General features: G+C 41.1%; 16 protein-coding genes. 3 read left to right on the top strand and 13 right to left on the bottom strand.

Annotated elements, in window-relative coordinates; genetic code table 11:
* Window positions 1–133: 133 nt before the first annotated feature.
* Both P8F77_RS00080 and P8F77_RS00075 read left to right on the top strand, forming a co-directional pair.
* Window positions 134–763, top strand: a complete 630-nt coding sequence (locus P8F77_RS00080; RefSeq protein WP_347256213.1) for a PD-(D/E)XK nuclease family transposase — start codon at window positions 134–136, stop codon at window positions 761–763.
* 72 nt (window positions 764–835) lie between these two features.
* A complete protein-coding gene (locus tag P8F77_RS00075) occupies window positions 836–2,077 on the top strand; it encodes an IS256 family transposase (protein ID WP_302582943.1) in 1,242 nt (413 codons plus the stop codon).
* A gap of 280 nt (window positions 2,078–2,357) precedes the next feature.
* On the opposite strand, the gene ltrA is transcribed toward P8F77_RS00075, so the two are convergent.
* Window positions 2,358–3,749 carry a group II intron reverse transcriptase/maturase gene (gene ltrA, locus P8F77_RS00070; RefSeq protein ID WP_287519362.1) on the bottom strand — a complete coding sequence of 464 codons (1,392 nt, stop codon included), beginning with the start codon at window positions 3,747–3,749 and terminating at the stop codon, window positions 2,358–2,360.
* A gap of 489 nt (window positions 3,750–4,238) precedes the next feature.
* Window positions 4,239–7,829 (bottom strand): LamG-like jellyroll fold domain-containing protein, encoded by a 3,591-nt coding sequence (locus tag P8F77_RS00065; protein ID WP_287519364.1) that lies wholly within the window; start codon window positions 7,827–7,829, stop codon window positions 4,239–4,241.
* 320 nt (window positions 7,830–8,149) lie between these two features.
* Between P8F77_RS00065 and P8F77_RS00060 the strand changes: the two genes are divergently transcribed.
* Complete coding sequence (locus tag P8F77_RS00060) at window positions 8,150–9,010, top strand: Rpn family recombination-promoting nuclease/putative transposase (RefSeq protein ID WP_287519366.1); 861 nt, start codon at window positions 8,150–8,152, stop codon at window positions 9,008–9,010.
* Between the two features lie 60 nt (window positions 9,011–9,070).
* Here the strand turns inward: P8F77_RS00060 and P8F77_RS00055 are convergent, their stop codons facing one another.
* The 11 genes from P8F77_RS00055 to dnaA form a co-directional block, all read right to left on the bottom strand.
* Window positions 9,071–9,583: an MFS transporter gene (locus P8F77_RS00055; protein WP_347256448.1), complete on the bottom strand. Its 513-nt coding sequence runs from the start codon at window positions 9,581–9,583 to the stop codon at window positions 9,071–9,073.
* Window positions 9,584–9,624: 41 nt separating this feature from the next.
* Entirely contained in the window at window positions 9,625–10,356 is a 732-nt protein-coding gene (locus P8F77_RS00050) for a hypothetical protein (protein WP_330625661.1), read from the bottom strand.
* Between the two features lie 258 nt (window positions 10,357–10,614).
* Entirely contained in the window at window positions 10,615–11,223 is a 609-nt protein-coding gene (locus P8F77_RS00045) for a DUF4867 family protein (protein WP_024729046.1), read from the bottom strand.
* A 77-nt stretch (window positions 11,224–11,300) separates the two neighbouring features.
* Window positions 11,301–11,861: a Fe-S-containing hydro-lyase gene (locus tag P8F77_RS00040; protein ID WP_024729047.1), complete on the bottom strand. Its 561-nt coding sequence runs from the start codon at window positions 11,859–11,861 to the stop codon at window positions 11,301–11,303.
* Between the two features lie 12 nt (window positions 11,862–11,873).
* A complete protein-coding gene (locus tag P8F77_RS00035) occupies window positions 11,874–12,716 on the bottom strand; it encodes a fumarate hydratase (RefSeq protein WP_287519369.1) in 843 nt (280 codons plus the stop codon).
* A gap of 93 nt (window positions 12,717–12,809) precedes the next feature.
* Window positions 12,810–15,296, bottom strand: coding sequence for a DNA gyrase subunit A (gene gyrA, locus P8F77_RS00030; protein WP_287519371.1), 2,487 nt, complete (start codon window positions 15,294–15,296; stop codon window positions 12,810–12,812).
* 15 nt (window positions 15,297–15,311) lie between these two features.
* Window positions 15,312–17,234: a DNA topoisomerase (ATP-hydrolyzing) subunit B gene (gene gyrB / locus P8F77_RS00025; RefSeq protein WP_006565392.1), complete on the bottom strand. Its 1,923-nt coding sequence runs from the start codon at window positions 17,232–17,234 to the stop codon at window positions 15,312–15,314.
* A 9-nt stretch (window positions 17,235–17,243) separates the two neighbouring features.
* On the bottom strand, window positions 17,244–18,329 hold the full coding sequence (gene recF, locus P8F77_RS00020) for a DNA replication/repair protein RecF (protein WP_024729051.1): 1,086 nt from the start codon (window positions 18,327–18,329) through the stop codon (window positions 17,244–17,246).
* An 11-nt stretch (window positions 18,330–18,340) separates the two neighbouring features.
* Window positions 18,341–18,550 carry an RNA-binding S4 domain-containing protein gene (locus P8F77_RS00015; protein ID WP_148459817.1) on the bottom strand — a complete coding sequence of 70 codons (210 nt, stop codon included), beginning with the start codon at window positions 18,548–18,550 and terminating at the stop codon, window positions 18,341–18,343.
* A gap of 13 nt (window positions 18,551–18,563) precedes the next feature.
* Entirely contained in the window at window positions 18,564–19,667 is a 1,104-nt protein-coding gene (dnaN, locus tag P8F77_RS00010; protein WP_270431335.1) for a DNA polymerase III subunit beta, read from the bottom strand.
* 254 nt (window positions 19,668–19,921) lie between these two features.
* Window positions 19,922–21,265: a chromosomal replication initiator protein DnaA gene (gene dnaA / locus P8F77_RS00005; protein WP_024729054.1), complete on the bottom strand. Its 1,344-nt coding sequence runs from the start codon at window positions 21,263–21,265 to the stop codon at window positions 19,922–19,924.

The raw sequence follows: 21,265 nt of genomic DNA, 5'->3' as shown, positions 1-21,265 counted from the left end.
ACGAAATCTATTTTTTTCTAATATTTTACAATTCAGCAATGTTATTGTAAAATTATAGGTGATATTGAAATTTTTGTCCATTCATGATAAAATAAAGGAGAACACAAAAAATGATTATGCTTTTACACAAGTAATGAAAAACCCTAAGATACTAAAAGGATTTCCTGGCAGTATTCTTGGCTTTAATCAATTTCCAGATACTGACTATTTTTATTCCTCCTTTCATATGCGGGAGGATAACAGACAGTCTTTGTACAGTGACCAATGGGAGATCCATGTCATTGAATTAAACAAACTTGGGGCTTCCCATGTACAGCCAAAGCATACAAAACTTTATCAATGGGCGCGTTTTATATCTGCTGAAGGAGATGAGGAACGTAAAATGCTAGAAAAAGATTGTTATATTGAAGAAGCTATCAAAGAACTTAAGCAGCTGGAACGGGACCCTGAACGTATGGATGAATATCTGTTTCGTCAGAAAAATTTATCAGATTATGCAATGCAGATGAAAGTCAGCAGAGAAGAAGGAAAAGAGGAAGGAATGAAAGAAGGGAGAAAAGAGGGAACAAAGACCGGACAGTATCTCAAATTAATTGAACAGACAGAGAAAAAATTGAGAAAAGGAAAATCGGTCGAAGAAATAGCAGATGCCCTGGAAGAATCTCCTGAAATCATTTCCACTATATGTCGCCTGATCGAAGCTCATCCCGCTTTTCGAAAGGAAGATATCCTGAAGTCTCTTTTGGATGAATCGAGTGTGTGAAACTTTTTCTGTAAAATAGAACTTAGAAGGTTCTTCTATGATAAAATAAAAATCATAGGAGGGCCTTTTATTATGGCAAGAGAAAAGAAACCAGTACACAAAGTACAAATGACGGAAGGGAAACGCAACATCATCCATCAGCTCCTGGAGGAATACCATATCCAAACAGCGGAAGATATTCAAGATGCCCTGAAAGATCTCCTTGGCGGAACCATCAAGGAAATGATGGAAGCGGAACTGGATGATCATCTGGGATATGCAAAATCAGAACGCTCCGACAATGAGAATTACCGGAATGGATACAAACCAAAACAGGTAAATAGCAGTTATGGTTCTATGCAGATCCCTGTGCCACAAGATCGGAAATCTACTTTCGAACCACAAGTGGTGAAAAAACGGCAGAAAGATATTTCTGATATTGACCAAAAGATCATTTCCATGTATGCAAAAGGGATGACGACCCGGCAGATATCAGAAACCATGGAGGAGATCTATGGCTTTGAAACCTCGGAAGGATTTATCTCTGATGTCACAGACAAGATCCTGCCCCAGATCGAAGACTGGCAAAACCGGCCGCTGGATGAGGTCTATCCAATCCTATATATTGATGCCATCCACTATTCTGTCCGTGACAATGGAATGATCCGTAAACTTGCCGCCTATGTCATTCTTGGGATCAATGCGGAAGGGAAGAAAGAGGTACTTACGATTCATGTTGGAGAGAATGAAAGCTCAAAATACTGGCTGTCTGTTTTGAATGAGCTGAAAAACCGGGGCGTAAAGGACATCCTTATCATCTGTGCGGATGGTCTTACAGGCATAAAGGAGGCCATTGCTGCTGCATTCCCCAAAACAGAATATCAGAGATGCATTGTCCACCAGGTGAGGAATACCTTAAAATATGTTCCAGATAAAGACAGGAAGGCGTTTGCAGCAGATTTAAAGACGATCTACCAGGCATCGGATGAAAAGAAGGCCCTTGCAGCCCTTGAACGTGTGACAGAGAAATGGACACCCAAATATCCGAATTCGATGAAACGCTGGAAGGACAACTGGGATGCTGTTTCTCCCATCTTCAAGTTTTCAGCAACCGTCAGGAAGGTGATATACACAACCAATGTCATAGAATCACTGAATTCCACCTATCGGAAGCTGAACCGCCAGAGAAGCGTATTCCCAAGTGATACGGCGCTGTTGAAAGCGCTGTATTTAGCGACATTTGAGGCTACAAAGAAATGGACGGTAACGATGCGCAACTGGGCACAAGTATATGGGGAGTTAAGCATCATGTACGAGGGACGACTTCCAGAGTAATTCAAAGACGGCCTAAAACGGGCGGATTTACCGCCTGCTGTTGACATGTTTTTTTGTAACTGTTATATATAAAGTAAGGGCGAAAAGCCTGTTTTTCAAGACTTTCGCCCTTCATTATCATAGAAGAATCTTATTTACAGACTTTTTTTCATAGTCTCGATGAATCATTATTCTTAAACCAGCCTTAATATACCTTTATAAATTTTTAAATCGAGTAGGAGGGAGTGACTAACTCCCGTCCTCTCACACCACCGTGCGTACCGTTCGGTACACGGCGGTTTCAATAGTTGACGTGCACAGACTGATAGGCTGTGGCTAAATCATAAAAGCCACTGTTTATTAGTCTTTCTTTTGTTAAGGCTCTGTTGACCGCTCCCATTCCCGATACATACCAGTATTTCCTGCGGCTGTTTGCCGCCTGTTGTGCAAAATATTCGGGTATCCCAAGTTTCATGAGATTTCTTTTCTTGGTTTTAGGTAACTTCCACTGTTTCCATATACACATGCGAATTCTATGGTACAGCCACGAGTTAAGGTCTTCTATCTTTTTTTTCATATCTGCTATTCCGTAGTAATTCAGCCACCCACGCATATTCCTCTCTATCTTCTTTAATGAAGGGCGTATGCTCTGACAAGACCTTCGGGAACTAAGCTCTTTCAGTTTTGACTTCATCTTCTTCCATGACTTTCCATGAACCCGGACATATATGCCCTTTCCGTTCTTTCCCAATGTAAAGCCAAGGAACTTGAAATTTCGAATTGCAAACACGCTCACTACACGACTTTTCTTTTGATTCACTTTCAGTTTCAGTGTCCCTTCCAGATACTTCGTGCTGGATTCCAGTAGTCTCTTTGCGGCTCTGTCACTTCTTGCCAACAGCACGATATCGTCTGCGTAGCGTACAAAAGCGACTCCTCGCCTTTCATACTCCTGGTCGAACTCATTCAGATAGACATTTGCCAACAGGGGTGAAATATTTCCTCCCTGTGGCGAACCTTCCTCTGTTTCCATGACTATCCCATTTTCCATGACGCCACTCTTTAGGTATCTCTTAATCCACTGGATTACCCTTTCATCCATTACTTCTCTGCGCAGAATATTTAAGAGCATTTCGTGATTGAGTGTATCAAAATATTTCGACAGGTCTAATGCCACTGCATGGGTATATCCCTGTTCTGCGTACTCTTTCACTTTCAAAATGCCATCTTTTGCGCTTCTTCCCGGACGATAACCGTAGCTGTTGTCCGAAAACAGCGGCTCATAGATTGGCATCATCTGCTGTGCTATGGCTTGTTGAAAAATGCGGTCTTTCACAGTTGGAATGCCAAGCTTTCGCACTCCACCCTCTGACTTGGGAATCTCTACTCGTCTTACCGGGTCGGGCGTATATTTTCCCCTTTTAATTCTCTCGATAAGCTCCTTTTGATTTTCCCGTAGGTAAGCGCCTGTTTCTTCTACAGTCATCCCGTCGATTCCCGGCGCTCCCTTGTTTGCCTTTACTCTCTTAAAAGCTCTGTTAAGGTTGTCCTTATCCAGTATCTTCTCCAAAAGTTCCGGCTGTGCACTGTCCCTTTCCTTCCATATCCGGCGGAAAGAACGGTGCGCTCTCACATACCCTTCACGTTCCGCGCTATCTCTTTGTGAGCAGCTTTCGTTGTTTTCTGTACCCAATGTTCTTTCCTCCTTTCCCGGTTGTACTAAAGACTCCTACTGATTCAGTCCTTCACCTCTCGGCTACTATGACCTCTGCTGACTTCTGCACGTTCAGCATTATCTTGCGACAATGGTTGTCCCTTTCGGGACATATCGTGCAGACCTCCCCGGGTACCACACGTTTCTTTTCCTCCACCTATCTGCCACATTTACCGTACATGATTCCGTGTAGTTATTGGACTTCGACCTGGCTTGCGGCCTTATCCTCATGCATAGCCTCATATGTGATTTCTGTTCGTCAGACCAGAGGTTTGCCCGTGAGTTAGTTTGTTCCCCACATCCAGCTTCCTTCAGATTCCACCTCACGATGGACACCCTTGCTTTCGACTATATCCTTCCCACTACCGGGCGGATTCCGGACTTTCACCGGTTAGAAACGTGCGCCGCCGGGCGCACAAGCAAAAAATCCTGAAAATGATAAATCACTTTCAGGATTTTTTATTGTTTTTATTTCAGTTTTAATGTTTTAGAAGAAGAATAACTTCCGTAAATATTCTTATCTGCCTTCTTGTATGCCCGGATCTTGAATGTATACTTCCTGCCTTTCTTAAGTTTTGTCTTCGTATACTTGGCTGTGGAGCCTTTTGTGATTGTCTTGACTCTCTTATATTTTCCATTTCCGGTCTTCATGTAGATTGCATAGCCGGAAGCACCTTTTACTTTCTTCCAGCTTAATCTTATCTTTGTTTTAGATGCTTTTTTTGCTTTTAATCCGGAGACTTTGCCCGGTGCTGTAGCTGTTTTTAATTTAGTATAAACACCGTAATAGGAAATTCCTCCGTCAATCTTTTTCACACGGATCTGATAAGTATAGATGGTTCCTGACTTTAATTTTTTATCGGTATAAGATGATGCTGATGAACTCAGTGTCTTGATCTTATCATATTTTTTCTTACTGCTGTTATAGCGGTACAGTTCATAGGAAGATATACCTGAAGCCTTGTTCCAGTTTAATTTTAGTGACGAAGTCTTATTGGAAGAAGATTTAAGTCCAGTGACTCTAGATACCTGTACTGCCTTTAATCCATCCATCGCTTTTTGGATTGCCCCTATATGGACAGCAGCCTGACTTTTTGTAAGAGAAGGATTCTTAGCAGCTTCCCCTGCCGCTTTTAATGCCTTCTGAAGCTGGTCAAAGCTTGCCTTCGTATACCCCTGCTGTTTGATCTTTTCTGCTGCCTGGATGACAATCTTTAATCCGTTGGTATTGGAAGTATCACCTTTTACTTCAAGCCCGGCCAGCGCATCATAGAATGCTTCTTCCGCTGCTTTTTGTTCTGCTTCTGTCGGATAAGTCAACGATTCCAGTTTCTGGGCCGCCTTTTTCAAGGCCGCAAAGCTTTCTTCTGTATACTTCGTTCCATTCAGCTTTTTGACTCCATTTATCATCTCTTTTAATGTTGCAAGCTGTGACTCGTTCTCTACAGCTTTTTGACTGAAAGCTCTGTTGTAAACTTTGATATTATCAAAGGAACCGTTGAAATATTTATCTCCGCTATAAAAAGATTTTCCCAAATATGCGGATAAATTCTTTCCCAATTCGGAAATGGACATTTTCGTATTTTCATTTGTTCCTGTCAGTACATTATTTACATATACCTGCATCTTCGGTCCGTCAAAGACAACTTTTACATTCTGCCACTTTCCTTTTGTACTTTCTTCGAGATTCTGATCAACACCGTTCTCTCCATTCCAGGAATTACTTGTGATCACACTTTTCACTTGTTTTCCGGCAAGTTTTAAGAACATATACTTCTTATCTGATTTTCCTAAACCAAAAGTAAAATAAGCTCCGGAATCCATCTCCGGTTTTACGTCCATAGAAATGGTCATCTTATTTCTTCCTTCAAATAGACTGGATGGAAGCTGTGCAAAGGTGCCGTCTGTACCGTCAAGTTTCAGTACATTAGATTTAGAATCGGAATCTTTCTCTATTTTTGCATTTGCCTTTAACTCGATGTCTTTTTCCCCGTCCTCAAAATTATATTCTGCAATTGGGGCCTGTTTAGATTCTTCCACCTTTTCCTCGGCGACATCTCCCCATTTTTTCATGACGGCATTATATTCTTCATTGGTTACCTGGATTGGGGTGCCGTGCCGCGCTCTGGACGGCATTTTATATGCGCTTTCAGGCTTTGTAAATACTCCGCTTGAGAGATCTTCTGTCACAACAGGATAGTATCCGCCCCCACCGAAATTATCAAGAAGCAGACACCACTTATTCTGTCCGATAAATTTAAACATAGTAGGCCCTTCCACCCACTGGTTTGCATTTAAAGAGTCTGATGAAATATGCTCCCAATCTCCATTTAAAAGAGTTTTGCTTCTCTCTATAAATATTGTTTTAGTCTTAGCATTCAGTTCATTATTAGAACTTCCCTCATTTTTTGTATAACGATAATAATATCCGTCAGCTTCATTGTATGATATTGTTGTATCTATACTTGACTGATTTTTTTCAATAAACACCTTTGGTTCTGTAAATGTATAAAAATCTCTTGTCTTAGAGTAGTATAGTTTTTGTTTTCCATAGTTATCATCAGAGGTTTTGGAAGCCCAATAAACAATATATTCCCCTGTCTTTTCATCATAAGTAGCTTCCGGTGCCCAGGTACATCCGGCTTTATCTGAATTTACTTTAACCATCCTCTGCTCAGACCAGTTCACAAGATCTTTGGACTCCCATACCATAAGACATTTGCTTCCTTTTGTTTGAGCATCACCCCATTTGTCTCCGCTTTTACCATTGATCTTCAGGTCCGTAGCGATCATATAAAATTTATCGCCTTCATGGGAACGGATAATATATGGATCACGCACTCCCTTATCACCAAGATTAGAAGTAAGTACCGGATTATTTTCATTCAGATCGTTCCAGTTTAGTCCGTCACGGCTTGACGCAAAATAGATCTGCTCGCCATCATCATAACCCTCTCCTGCAAAGTAAGTAAAGAAATATCCTTTCATATCAGCTTCCGTCAGTTTCTTTGCAGCTTTTTTTACAGTCAGTTCATATGTCTTATCTGTACTTTTTCCGTCTCTCGTAAACGTAGCTGTCAGAGTAACTTTTTTATCTGCGTCAGAAGGACGGTTTACAATTCCTGCCGGAACGGCATCATAATTTTCATTTGCTGTTTCCTTTGTAGAAATAACAGATTCATCAGAAGATTTCCATGAAATTTTTGTTCCGCTGGATGTTACTTTCTTTAGAGTTACATTGCCCCTGATATCATCTCTATCAGGAATCGCTGCCTCCTGAACATCACTCTGCTCAATTTTTTCAGAAACACGGTCAGCTGTCTCTTTTTTTGCATCCTTTTCACTTGTTGCAGTATCTTTAACAGCAATATGATCATAGACACCGTTTAAAAGAAAATTTGTATTATAGGATCGGGCAATCTTTCCTGTTATTCCGTCCATTTCACTTAACTTAAAACCTATTTCAGTCTGGTCTGATACTTTTTCTCCATTCATATAGACAGTGACCAGCCCGCTTGTCTCATTCTCGGTGTAAACCAAAGCTACAGAACACCATTTTCCTGTTTCTGCTTTGTTATTCAGATCCACCGTGTGTTCAGAAGTACCGCCTTCACATGCCCCGTATCCAAGCTTTCCTGACTGTGGCAGAATACGAATATTTCTACTGTCAGTTCCGATAACGAAAGCAGCTATTTTATCTTTTGTGTCATCACCAAATTCTGAAACTTTTATGTCAGACAGCAGAGTAAAATCAGTTTTTTTGAACAAAGTTTCCGGATTCTTAAATTCTGCGTGTCCCTTATTTTGATTATTATAGCCCGCTGTGATCTCCAGCATTTTTCCGGAATTATCATCATCAATCAATTTTGCACCCTCAGTAAGGGTTAACCCATCCTTATCTTCCAACGCATCACTTTGGGTTACTGTCTGACTTGCTTTTGCCACATTTTTCACTGCCGCCTGTCTGGCCGATTCGTTTGCAAACACCCCTTGTGCAGGTATGGAACCGGTAAAAACCATGGCGAACATCATAACTGCTAAAACTTGACTCTTTTTCATCAAACTATAATGCTCCTTTCCTCTTGACTGTCCTTTTTGTTTCTTTGTCCTATTATCATACCTTGTCTTGTATTGCTGTTCAATTCTGTTTCTTACGAACTTTTATTGATAATTTACGAATTTATACACATAAAATACAAAACTTATTATTTATTTTGAATTTGTTCTATTTTTTTATGGGTACTAAAATAATTGCGACAGACAAATGATGAATGAGAATTCATGTAAAAAATTGACATTATAGTGATTATATTGTAAAATAATAGATATTATTGAAATAATTGTTCTTTCATGATAAACTATAGGAGATAAAACAAAAGATGAGAAAAAATATTTTTGTATCTTTAAAAAACGACTATGCTTTCACTCAAGTTATGAAACAACCTAAAGTCCTAAAAGGCTTTTTGAGCAGTATCCTTCACATTCAACCAGAAAAAATCGGAAATATTCATGTAAAAGACCGGCATTTGCCTAAGGATATTCCGGAAGACAAATTATCTATTCTGGATCTATACACAATTGTTGAAGACATAGGGAAGATTAATATCGAAATGCAGGTATTACCCTATGCATATTGGGACAGAAGGGTATTTTCCTATTTGTCAAAAGTTTATACACAAGATTTAAAATCAGGGCATACTTATGATTCATGTTCTAAATCAATACATATCAGTATTCTTGGATTCAATCAGTTTACGGATACCAATTATTTTTACTCTTCCTTTCATATGAGGGAAGATCAACGATATACTCTATATAGTGACCAATGGGAAATCCATGTAATTGAATTAAAAAAGCTGAACAAATCTGAAGTAAAAGATAATCATAAAACCCTATATAAGTGGGCATGCCTTATCAGTGCAGACAGAGAGGAGGAACGTATGATAATTGAGAAAGATCCCTATATCGAGGAAGCCGTCAAGGAACTGGAAAAACTAGAACGTGATCCGAATCGCATGGATGAATATCTCTTCCGTCAGAAAAATCTATCCGATTACGCTACACAGATGAAGTTCAGCAAAGAGCTGGGAAAAACTGAAGGAAGGGCTGAAGGTGAGTATATGTTTGCATCTCTGATGCAGAGATTATTTCTGGATGGAAGAATTGAAGATGCCCGGCTTGCTGTCGGAGATGAGAATATGAGAATAAAACTTTATAAGGAATATCATTTAATAAAATAATATACATATAAAAAGGTAAGACAACTACAGAAATATTAGTGTCTTACCTTTTTATCTATTTTAAGCTTTCTTTTCTCTCCTGGCTTTCAAATCCTTCTGTACAGTCGGATAAATTTTATCAATTCCCAGGAACAGGTACCAGATGACGAGTACCGCCACAGTGATAATCAGAGGCATATACAGAAACAGCGACTTGATCGCAAAGATTGCGGAAGCACTCTGAACTGCTGCAGTCCCATCGTAGCTTCCTGCTGCCAGAATCCATCCCAATGTCGCATGTCCGATTCCCTGGAAAACCAGCCCTGCATAGAGAAACGGAAGTGAAGTCGGCATCAGAATTTCCAGTATTAATCCGGCTCCGTAAAAGGTAAATCCTGCAATCAAAGCCTTGATCTTACCAAACTTCTTTGTAAATACAGGGATTAAGAGTATCGTCAATATAGTAGGTATGTAGTTAAACAGAGTCATTGTACTGTTCAGATATTCATTTCCAAGGACATACTTTGCATAATAGATTCTTGATCCGGATGTCAGTCCCAGAGACACATAAATAACTGCAAATGCCAGAGTAATTAAAATAAAATATTTATTTCTGCATAATACTTTGATCGTCTTTAACGGATAAGATTTCTGTTTTGTGTCTTTTCTCCGTTTTCATCAAACAGTTCTTCCGGACGATAGCTTAATAACCATTCTTTCAGCTGATCCATATGTTCCGGCTGTTCCATCGTCATCGGCATCGGATCGCTGCCCTCTACGAAGTATGGCTTCCATCCGCATCCCTCGAAGAATTTTTCCAGTTCTTCATGAGAAATTCTTGAGAAGACTGTCGGGTTGCTGATCTTATATCCGTTTAAGTGAAGGATCGGAAGTACGGCTCCGAAAGAATGTGCCAGTGAATAACCGAGTTCTCCTCCTTCATGGATAGATCCCGGTGTCTCTGGTGCAACGTGGCTTGAAATTCCTCCCGGGAAAGAAAACTGTTTGAACAGTTTTTTCATTCCTTCGATATCACGGCTGACATTTGGGTAAACTTCGCTGTAAGTTCCTTCTAAGTAAGCATTGGCAACCATAAAGTTTCCGCCGTGACCAGGTCCTGAGATATAAATCATGTCCAGGTCATACTCTTTAATCAAACGGTTTAAGTGGGTATAGATAAAGTTCTGTCCCGGCACGGTTCCCCAGTGTCCTACGATTTTTTTCTTAATCTGTTCTTCCGTCAATGGTTCACGAAGCAGAGGATTATCCAATAAATACAGCTGTCCGGCAGACAAGTAGTTTGCAGCACGCCAATACGCATCCATCTTCTGAAGCAATTCATCGGATATATTCTGATTGTCTTGCATGATTTCTCCTTTCGATTTTAAGAGCTCTAAAAATAAACAACAAGTGTTAAAAAGGGAATTTGTTAATAATTTCAAAGAACGTCCGAGCATGACGTTTTTGTTTATTATTTAACGAAGAAAACAATAATACTTGTTGCTTGTGTGCGCAACTTGTTTCTCTTAAAATCCAGATAAATCGTCAAATTCTAAAAAAACATAAAAGAATCAAAAAAAACAGCACCAAATTAAATTTGATGCCGTTACTGGTCCTGACTTCTATTATACTGCTTCTGTATCACCCTTGAGCCCGTAAAACGCCCCTTCAATATCGGAATCTTTATGAGCAATCAGCCACTTGTTCCTTGCAAACAGAATCTTATCCTTTTCCGTCCTTACTTTCATACAAAATGGTTCACTTGTATGTTTTGGTGCAATACAGATAAGCTTAAACCCATATCCGTTTACATTGCATGGAGCACAGTGAAGTACGCCGCAGTTTAACTCCACGGCTGTGCCCTTCGGGACAAAAAACGCTTCCATTCTGGATGTATGATACTCGTGGGTTGGTTCGATATCCTGGCTCAGACCCAAGTACATAACACAGTCTGTCGCTGCAATATGTATGACTTTCGATTTGTGATACTCTACTCCATGGATTCTGTGATTATGTCCGCTCATATAACCAATCTGTACCGGAAGCTCATGAAACAGTTCGCACTGAATCTTATGACACACCGGCATTTTCTCCATCTCTTCGACGGACAGCTGTTCTTCCAGATATTTTGAAGCCGTTATACGGTCCATATACTGTTTCAGCTGGCTAAAATCAAAATCTTCTATTATTCTCCCATATTTTTTAAATTCGGGGTCAAAAATATACCTTAACATATTATCTGCTCCTTCTTGTCTTTCATTTTTTTAAGTATTTGTGAAGTACAAGTATAGTGTTGACAATATTTTAAAGATTATTCCAAAAATTTTGCTTTATAATCTTCAACTGCCGTTTCATACAAATTATTCCCAAGGCTGTCGATCACAACGATTACCGGAAGATTCTCAACTTCAAGCTTCCGAATTGCCTCTGTTCCCAAGTCTTCATATGCAACAACTTCAGATTTTTTAATGCACTTTGACAAAAGTGCTCCTGCGCCCCCTACTGCTGCAAAATAGACTGCGCCATTTTCTTTCATGGACTCGATCACATCCATAGACCTCTTGCCTTTTCCTATCATACCCTTTAGTCCAAGAGAAAGCATACACGGGGTATATTTATCCATGCGGCTGCTGGTCGTAGGTCCTGCCGAACCGATCACCTGGCCTTCCCTTGCCGGTGTGGGTCCGAGATAATAGACAATCTGATTTTTTAAGTCTACCGGCATCTCCTTTTTCTCCTCTGCCGTTTCATACAGTCTTTTATGAGCCGCATCTCTTGCAGTATAAATCGTCCCAGTCAAATAAACATAATCTCCTGCCCGCAGATTTTTCAGTTCACCGGCTCCGGCAGGCACTGTTACATATTTATTCATCTCTCTAACTCCTTATAAAACCCAATGTACATGGCGGTTAACATGACAGCATATATTTACGGCAAGAGGCATTCCTGCTATATGTGTCGGATAAGTCTCAATATTTACTCCGAGGGCAGTGGTGCTGCCTCCGAGTCCGCCCGGCCCGATTCCGAGCTGATTGATCTCCTGTAAGAGTTCTTCTTCCAAGGTACGAATATGTTCTTTTTCAGATCTCTGATCAAGGTTTCTGGTCAGAGCTTTTTTTGCCAGAAAAGCTGCTTTTTCAAAGCTTCCCCCAAGACCGACTCCGACGACCATCGGCGGACACGCATTTGGTCCTGCATCCTTCACGGCTTCCAAAACAGATTTCCTGACACCTTCCGCTCCGTCTGCCGGTTTCAGCATAAATACCCGGCTCATATTTTCGCTTCCAAATCCCTTGGGAGCCACTAAAATTTCAAGTTTATCCCCGGAAACGATGTCGATATGCACAATCGCCGGTGTATTATCTTTCGTATTTTCCCTGATCAGAGGATCCTTTACGACAGATTTTCTCAGATATCCGTCTTTATATCCCTGTCTGACACCCTCATTGACCGCATCGTGGAGATCCATACCTTCAATGTGCAGATCCTGGCCGATATTCAAAAATACCACAGCCATCCCCGTATCCTGACAGATCGGGATCTGTTCTTCTTCGGCAATTTTCATATTTTCATTGAGCTGGCAGAGGATCTGCTTTCCCAGCGGAGTCTTTTCTGCCTCTTTTGCACTTTTCAGCCTGCACTTCATGTCTTTCGACAAGGTCAGGTTGGCTTCAATACACATGTCCCTGATACTACGGATAATCTTATCTGTATGGATCGTTCTCATATTTCCTCCAAAAAATTATTCTCATCCACTCTTTATCTGTGATACGCGAAGTCAGAACACAGACTCCTGACGGCATGTTCTGACTTTTGATCTTTATTCTGTTTTTTCTTCTGAAATTTCGCTTTCTTCTTCCACTTCTTCATCCCGTACTTTTGCCAGGCTTGCTACAATCACATTGTCGTCTACATTCATGAGTTTGACTCCCGATGTATTCCGTCCAAGCATAGAGATTCCCTTTACTCCCATCCGGATCACGACACCTTCCGTAGTGATCATCATAACTTCATTTTCTTCATCCACAGCCTTCACTCCGACCACATCTCCTGTTTTCTCTGTGATCTTGTAGCAGCGGATACCCTTTCCGCCTCTATGCTGAGAAGTAAATTCGGTCATGGCAGTCCGTTTGCCCATTCCATTTTCAGATACAAACAGCAATGCCTCTCCCTGGGAATTCAGCTGCATGCCGATGACTTCATCGTCTCCGTCTAAGTTGATTCCCCTGACACCCATCGCCGTACGTCCGATAGATCTGACATCTGTCTCATGGAACCTGATGCACTGTCCGTTCTTTGTCACAAGAAATACATCCTGGTCATTGTCCGTAAACTTCACTTCGATCAATTCATCATTTTCTTTCAGCGTAATCGCCAGAAGTCCTGTCTTTCTTATATTTGCATACTCCATGATCGGTGATTTTTTCACAACCCCGCTCTTGGTAGCCATAAACAGGTAATGATCCTCTTTATATTCATTGATCGGGATGACCGCCGTTATCTTTTCCTCCGGCTGCAGCTGGATCAGATTCACGATCGCCGTACCTCTGGCCGTCCGGCTGCTCTCCGGAATCTCATAGGCTTTCATCCGATACACTCTTCCCATATTTGTAAAAAACATAATATAGTGATGGGAAGTTGTCATAAACAATTCCTCAATATAATCCTCATCAATGGTCTGCATTCCTTTAATACCTTTTCCGCCTCTGTTCTGGCTTTTGAAGGTATCCACCGTCATACGCTTGATATATCCGAGTTTTGTCATAGTGATGATCGTATTTTCTCTTGGAATCAGATCTTCCATGGAAATATCGTCTACATCAAATCCGATAGAGGTCCTTCTCTCATCCCCATATTTGTCACGGATCAGAACCAGTTCATCTTTGATCACTCCCAAAAGAAGTTTTTCGTCGGCAAGAATCGCCTTTAATTCTGTGATCTTTGCCATCAGCTCATTATATTCTTTTTCAAGCTTGGCGCGCTCCAAACCGTTCAGCGCACGCAGCCTCATATCCACGATTGCCTGTGCCTGTGCATCGGTCAGGGCAAAACGCTCCATGAGCTGTGTCTTCGCCTCCGTGATATTTGCTGCTGCCCGAATGATCTTGATGACTTCATCAATATTGTCCTGGGCAATGAGCAGACCTTCTAAAATATGAGCCCGTTCTTCTGCCTTATTCAGCTCATATTTTGTCCTTCTGGTCACAACGTCCTTCTGATGTTCCAGATAATAATTTAGCATATCAAACAGATTCAGGATCTTAGGTTCATTGTTTACCAACGAAAGCATGATAACTCCAAAAGTATCCTGCATCTGGGTATGTTTAAACAGACGGTTAAGGACGACATTCGCATTGGCATCCCTGCGCAGCTCAATACAGATTCTCATACCGGTACGGTCAGATTCATCCCTTATTTCTGTAATACCGTCTACTTTTTTATCTTTTACAAGCTCTGCAATCTTCTGAATGAGTCTCGCTTTATTGACCATATAAGGAAGTTCGGTTACGACAATTCTCTGTTTTCCGTTGGCCATCGGCTCAATATCCGTGACGGCACGGACTTTAATCTTTCCGCGTCCTGTCCGGTATGCCTGACTAATGCCCGCTTTTCCTAAAATCGTCGCACCAGTCGGAAAATCCGGTCCTTTTACAATATCTAATAACTCTTCAATATCTGTAACCTGGTTTCTCTCCACCTGATCATCGATAATTTTTACAACTGCATTGATCACTTCCGTGAGATTATGAGGCGGAATATTCGTAGCCATTCCGACCGCGATTCCCTGTGTACCGTTGACTAAAAGATTCGGAAACCTTGACGGCAGCACCTGGGGCTCTTTTTCCGTCTCATCGAAGTTCGGAATAAAGTTGACCGTATCTTTACCGATATCGGCCAAAAGTTCCATGGAAATTTTGCTGAGCCTTGCCTCCGTATAACGCATGGCAGCGGCGCCGTCTCCGTCCACAGAACCAAAATTTCCGTGGCCGTCTACCAGAGGATAACGGGTCGACCACTCCTGAGCCATATTAACCAATGCCCCATAGATAGAACTGTCACCGTGAGGATGATATTTACCCATAGCATCCCCGACGATACGTGCACACTTACGGTGCGGTTTATCCGGCCCGTTGTTCAGTTCGATCATCGCATAGAGGATTCTCCTCTGAACCGGCTTCAGCCCGTCCCTTACATCAGGAAGGGCCCTTGCAGCGATAACGCTCATGGCATAATCGATGTAGGAATTCTCCATTGTCTGCTTCAGATCAACGTCATGAACTTTATCAAAAATTGTATTCTCGTCCATATATTATATTCCTTCCTATACGTCCAGATTCTGGACATATTTTGCATTGGCTTCAATAAATTCACGCCTCGGTTCCACCTGATCACCCATCAGTGTCGTAAATGTCAGGTCAATCTCAGATGCGGAATCCTCATCGATGGTTACCCGCAGCAGCACTCTTTTATCCGGGTCCATAGTAGTATCCCAGAGCTGTTCTGCATCCATCTCACCCAGACCTTTATAGCGCTGGATCTTGTTATTATTGTCTCTTCCGATCTCATTGACAATATTGTTCAATTCCTGATCAGAGTAAGCATACCAAAACTTTTTATTTCTCTCCACACGGTAAAGCGGCGGCTGAGCCATATATACGTATCCCTCCTTGATCAGATCCGGCATGAACCTGTAAAAGAACGTAAGGAGAAGCGTTGCAATATGGGCTCCGTCCACATCGGCATCTGTCATAATAATAATTTTATGATACCGTAATTTCTCAATATCAAAATCGTCATGAATGCCTGTGCCGAAGGCTGTGATCATTGCCTGAATTTCTTTATTCATCAGAATCTTATCGAGTCTGGATTTCTCTACGTTAAGAATTTTTCCCCTCAGAGGAAGGATTGCCTGGGTTGCACGGGATCTGGCCGTCTTTGCGGAACCTCCCGCAGAATCACCCTCGACGATATAAATCTCACAGTTTTCAGGATTCTTGTCAGAACAGTCCGCCAGTTTTCCGGGCAGGCTGAACCCATCCAAAGCAGTCTTCCTTCTGGTAAGATCTCTTGCTTTTCTGGCAGCATCTCTGGCTCTCTGCGCCAAAACTGCTTTCTCACATATAATCTTTGCAACTGCCGGATTTTGTTCCAGAAAATAGGTAAGCTGCTCATTGACAATGCTGTTGACTGCTCCTCTGGCTTCGCTGTTTCCAAGCTTTTGTTTTGTCTGTCCCTCAAACTGAGGCTCGCCAAGTTTAATGCTGATGACGGATGTAAGTCCCTCACGGATATCTTCTCCGGAAAGATTACTCTCATTTTCCTTCAGCAGCTTATTCTTTCTTGCATAATCATTAAAGGTTGTTGTCAGCGCGTTTTTAAAGCCGGACAGATGGGTTCCCCCTTCCGGCGTAATAATATTATTGACAAAGCTTAAAGAGTTTTCGTTATAGGAGTCATTGTGCTGCATAGCAACCTCTACATAAACCCCGTCTTTTTCTCCCTCACAGTAGATTACCTGATCATAGAGGGCTTCTTTTCCTCTGTTTAAATAAGTGACAAACTCCTTAATCCCGCCTTCATAGTGGAATACTTCTTCGACAGGTTCTTCCTGACGGTCATCTCTGAGAATAATTCTCAGGTTTTTTGTCAAAAATGCTGTCTCACGCAGACGCTGTCTCAACACTTTATATTCAAATATTGTTTCTTCGAAGATTGTATCATCGGGCAGGAAGCTTACTTCGGTTCCGTTTAATTCAGTCTCTCCCACAACCTTCAGAGGATAACATACTTTTCCCTTTTCATATCGCTGATTATATATTTTCCCATCTGTATGAACATTGACTTCCAGCCAGTTGGACAGAGCATTTACTACGGATGATCCCACACCGTGAAGTCCTCCGGAAACCTTATATCCTCCGCCTCCGAATTTTCCTCCTGCGTGAAGAATTGTAAATACGACTTCCACGCTGGATACGCCCTTTTTCTTATTCATCCCTACCGGAATACCCCTTCCGTTATCACGCACTGTAACAGAATTATCTTTGTTCAGTGTCACATAAATCGTATCACAGTAACCTGCCAGTGATTCATCGACCGCATTGTCCACAATTTCATATACCAAATGATGAAGCCCTTTGGCGGATGTACTTCCAATGTACATTCCGGGCCTTTTCCGTACAGCTTCCAGTCCCTCCAGGATCTGAATCTGATCCGCACCATATTCTCCTTTTTTCTCAGTGCCCATACGTTCCTCCTAATTTTCTCTGACAATTTTACCTGATTTGACCTGAAACATTTTGTCAATCTGCAGATGACTGTTAATAAATTCTTCCAGTCCCGTGCATGTGATCAAAGTCTGAATGTCTTTAATACTGTCCAAAAGATAATTCTTCCGGCTGCTGTCCAGTTCTGACAGCACATCATCCAAGAGCAGAATCGGTGTCTCTCCGGTCTGCCTTTTTACTAACTCAATCTGAGCAAGTTTCAATGAAAGGGCCGCTGTCCTCTGCTGCCCCTGTGACCCAAATCTGCGGATATCAATTCCGTTTACCAGAAATTCAATATCATCGCGGTGAGGCCCTGCCCCTGTGGAAGCATATTTTAAATCAATCTCTCTCTTTCTCTGTAAAACGGTCAGAAATTCATCATAGTTTACACTATAATCATATTTCAAAACAATTTTTTCTTTTTTTCCCGTCAGATTCTTGTGGATCTCCCTGATGATCTCGTTGAGATCCTCTATAAATTTCCGGCGGTATCGGATAACCTCCGATCCATATTTGACAAGCTGGAGATCCCAACTGTCTAATGTATCCAAAAGTTCACGCTGGTAAACCAGCTGCTTTAACAGGTTATTCCTTTGTGCCATTACCTTGTTATAGCTGGAAAGCTGATGAAGATACATTTTTTCAAGCTGTGAAAGCTCGATATCTAAAAACTTTCTCCGCTCAGAAGGCCCGTTTTTTATAATACTCAGATCTTCCGGCGAAAAAAATATGACAGGGACAAAGCCAAGAAGATCACTGGATCTCTTGATGGGTATCTGGTCAATAGCCGCACCCTTTGTCCTGCTCTTTTTCAGATGCATGTCAATCTGGTGTCCGATGTCCTGTTTCATCAGATGAATCCTTATATGGGATTCATTTTCTCCGAAACGGATAATCTCCTTATCCTTGCTTCCGCGGTGGGACTTGGTCGTTGCCCCCAGATAAACTGCCTCAAGGATATTCGTCTTTCCCTGTGCATTATCACCGTACAAAATATTGGTGCCGCTGGAGAACTCAATGATCAGACGGTCATAATTCCGATAGTTTTTTAACTCTAAAGACTGAATATACATAAGTCACCCGACTATTTCACGATTTTTACAGCCTGTCCGTCAAATTCGATGACTTCTCCGCCGTACAGTTTTTTTCCCCTTCTCGTGTCAATCTCTCCGTTGACACTGACCAGTCCGTCCTGAATGACGATCTTTGCCTCCACCCCGGAACTTACAAGACCGGCAGCCTTTAATGCCTGGCCGAGTTTTATATACTCTTCATTCAATTTAATCTGCTCCATCAAGATTTCCTTTCTAGTGATTGAAATTTACCGGTAGTATTAAGTAAATATAGGATTCGGAATCATCCTTGATAAAGCAAGGCGCTTTCGGATTAACAAGGTAAATATTGATTTCCTCGTCGTCAATGACACGCAGTACATCCATCAAAAATTTCGGATTAAATCCGATCAGAATATCCCTTCCCTCTTTCTGAATCAGTATATTTTCCTCCATAGATCCAAAGAAAGATGAAATACTCAGTTCCAGGGAATTATCCGTAATATTGATAACAATAGGTTTCTTGTCAGATTCTCTGATCAAAAGACTGGCACGGTCAATACAGTCCAAAAATTCCTTTTTGTTAATCGTGATTTTAGTCTCATAATCACTGGACAGCATCTGACTTATCTTATAGTATTCCCCTTCCAAAAGTCTTGAGACAACTCTGGTCTGATCAAATTCAAATAAGATATGCTTATTCGTTACATAAATTATAACATCTTTTTCTGCATCACCTGAAATAATTTTTGTAATTTCCTGAAGTGTCTTTCCTGGAACGACAACTTTAAAGGAATCATAACTCTCTTTTAATTCAATATTTCGGATGGAAATCCTGTGTCCATCCAATGATACAACATTTAATTTTTTGTCTTCAACCTCAAACAGCTCTCCTGTCATAAGTTTATTATTTTCATTATCAGATATGGAAAATATTGTTTGTCTGATTACTTCTTTTAGAGTAAACTGTGACAAAGTGATGCTTCTTTCTTTTTCAATCTCCGGAAGATAAGGAAATTCTGATCCTTCCTGTCCCACAATATGAAAACATGCTTTTTCACAATTGATAGTTGCTTTGTAATCAGAATCGGTTTCGATTGTAACATCATTATCCGGCAGTTTTCTGACGATCTCAAAAAATAACTTGGCATCCAGAGCGATTTTTCCCTGTTCTAAAATGTTTCCTTTGATGTTTGTCTCAATGCCCAGTTCCATGTCATTAGCAGTCAAAGTAATCGTACCGGCACTTGCCTCCATGAGAATGCATTCAAGAATAGGAAGTGTTGTCTTATTGGAAACGGCTTTGGATACGATGCTGACACCGGAAACCAGGTCGCTTTTATTACAAACGATTTTCATATTGTGTATAACTCCTTTCAGGTTCAAAAATACTTAAATATATATTAAAAATCCGCAGTATAAGCCGTAGGGGCTGTGGATTTGTGAATAACCCTGAAAAACGGCTTAATTTAAGGCTGAATCAGGGTTAATAACTTGTTAAAAAGCCACGGATAAAGCTTTCATAACTTGAAGGTTATCAACAAGCCTGAAATTAAGGTTTTCATTATCAACACAAAAGGCACAGGTTATCCACAAGATTCTGTGTATAAGCCTTATGATGGGTTCATTTTTTTTATAATAACGTCAAGGGTCGTGGATAAAGAAGAATCTCTCTGTAAATCCTTCTCAATCTTCTCTGAACCATGAATGACCGTAGAGTGGTCTCTTTTTCCGAGGTATTCACCGATCTTTACAAAAGATGTATCCGTAAGCTTCTTGCACAGGTACATACAGATCTGCCTTGGATATGCGATGTCATGGCTTCGTTTTTTTGATATAATATCAGCCGGCTGGATGTTAAAATGTTCAGCCACCGTAGTGATGATCAGATCTGGTGTAATTTTTACAACAGTATCGTTGTCCACAAGGTCTTTCAGGGCAATTTTAGCCAAATCAAGATCAATCGGCCTCTTTTCGAGTTTGGAATATACCCTGATCTTGTTCAGTGCTCCTTCCAGTTCTCGGATATTTGATTTAATGTTTGAAGCTATGTAGTCAAAAATAGCATCGTCGATATAAATGTGGTCCAGCTCGGCTCGTTTTCTTAAGATCGCAATTCTTGTCTCATAATCAGGGGGCTGGATATCTGCCGTAAGACCGCATCCAAAACGGGTTCTCAAACGTTCTTCCAAAGTCTCGATTTCTTTCGGAGGCTTATCGGAAGATATGATAATCTGGCTTTTGGAGTTGTAAAGGGCATTAAATGTATGGAAAAATTCTTGCTGAGTGCTGTCCTTACCTATTATAAACTGAATATCATCAATCAGCAGAACGTCGATGGTCCTGTATTTGTTTCTGAGTTCTTCCTGTTTGTTATGATGAATCGCATTGATGACTTCGTTGGTGAAATCTTCACTGGTCACGTAAAGGACCTTGAGCTTGCTGTTATTTTCCATAATGTAATGGGCGATAGAGTGCATCAGATGGGTTTTTCCCAATCCGGCGCCGCCGTATAAAAAAAGCGGATTATAAGCTTCCGCCGGAGCTTCTGCCACGGCAATGCAGGCGGCATGAGCCATTTGATTGTTTGTTCCGACGACGAAACTGTCGAACGTATATCTTGGATTTAAATTATTAGAATCCTGAAGCTGGGTATCCGTGCGGGATGCAGGAGCCTTTTTCTTCTTAGCTTCTTCCAGAACAAAAGAAATTTCGTATTTTTTACCTGTTATATCCTGAATGGCCAGAGAAATATAAAAGTCATACATCTTACTCTCAATAAAATGTATGCCTCTGGCATCAAAATTACTGTTCAATGACAAAACAATCTGATCGTCGTTCACTTCTTTAATATTGAGGGGTTTAATCCAGGCGTTGATGGCAGCACTTGAAATATCGTGTTCCTGTTCAAGTTTTAACAAAACGTCATCCCAGATCGCTTCGATTTTTTTCTTCAT

The sequence above is a fragment of the Anaerostipes sp. PC18 genome (genome assembly GCF_039789045.1).
GTDB lineage: Bacteria > Bacillota > Clostridia > Lachnospirales > Lachnospiraceae > Anaerostipes > Anaerostipes hominis.
Note: the sequence above shows the minus strand (reverse complement) of the source record. Positions and strands in the feature narration are given on the sequence as shown.

What these genes read in the sequence shown, in the direction of transcription:
- gyrA (WP_287519371.1), bottom strand. Translation starts at nt 15,296, where the DNA reads ATGGACGAGAATACAATTTTTGATAAAGTTCATGACGTTGATCTGAAG.
- P8F77_RS00035 (WP_287519369.1), bottom strand. Translation starts at nt 12,716, where the DNA reads ATGAGAACGATCCATACAGATAAGATTATCCGTAGTATCAGGGACATG.
- recF (WP_024729051.1), bottom strand. Translation starts at nt 18,329, where the DNA reads ATGTATATTCAGTCTTTAGAGTTAAAAAACTATCGGAATTATGACCGT.
- P8F77_RS00080 (WP_347256213.1), top strand. Translation starts at nt 134, where the DNA reads ATGAAAAACCCTAAGATACTAAAAGGATTTCCTGGCAGTATTCTTGGC.
- P8F77_RS00015 (WP_148459817.1), bottom strand. Translation starts at nt 18,550, where the DNA reads ATGGAGCAGATTAAATTGAATGAAGAGTATATAAAACTCGGCCAGGCA.
- P8F77_RS00045 (WP_024729046.1), bottom strand. Translation starts at nt 11,223, where the DNA reads ATGTTAAGGTATATTTTTGACCCCGAATTTAAAAAATATGGGAGAATA.
- gyrB (WP_006565392.1), bottom strand. Translation starts at nt 17,234, where the DNA reads ATGGGCACTGAGAAAAAAGGAGAATATGGTGCGGATCAGATTCAGATC.
- P8F77_RS00060 (WP_287519366.1), top strand. Translation starts at nt 8,150, where the DNA reads ATGAGAAAAAATATTTTTGTATCTTTAAAAAACGACTATGCTTTCACT.
- dnaA (WP_024729054.1), bottom strand. Translation starts at nt 21,265, where the DNA reads ATGAAGAAAAAAATCGAAGCGATCTGGGATGACGTTTTGTTAAAACTT.
- dnaN (WP_270431335.1), bottom strand. Translation starts at nt 19,667, where the DNA reads ATGAAAATCGTTTGTAATAAAAGCGACCTGGTTTCCGGTGTCAGCATC.
- P8F77_RS00050 (WP_330625661.1), bottom strand. Translation starts at nt 10,356, where the DNA reads ATGCAAGACAATCAGAATATATCCGATGAATTGCTTCAGAAGATGGAT.
- P8F77_RS00040 (WP_024729047.1), bottom strand. Translation starts at nt 11,861, where the DNA reads ATGAATAAATATGTAACAGTGCCTGCCGGAGCCGGTGAACTGAAAAAT.
- P8F77_RS00065 (WP_287519364.1), bottom strand. Translation starts at nt 7,829, where the DNA reads ATGAAAAAGAGTCAAGTTTTAGCAGTTATGATGTTCGCCATGGTTTTT.
- P8F77_RS00075 (WP_302582943.1), top strand. Translation starts at nt 836, where the DNA reads ATGGCAAGAGAAAAGAAACCAGTACACAAAGTACAAATGACGGAAGGG.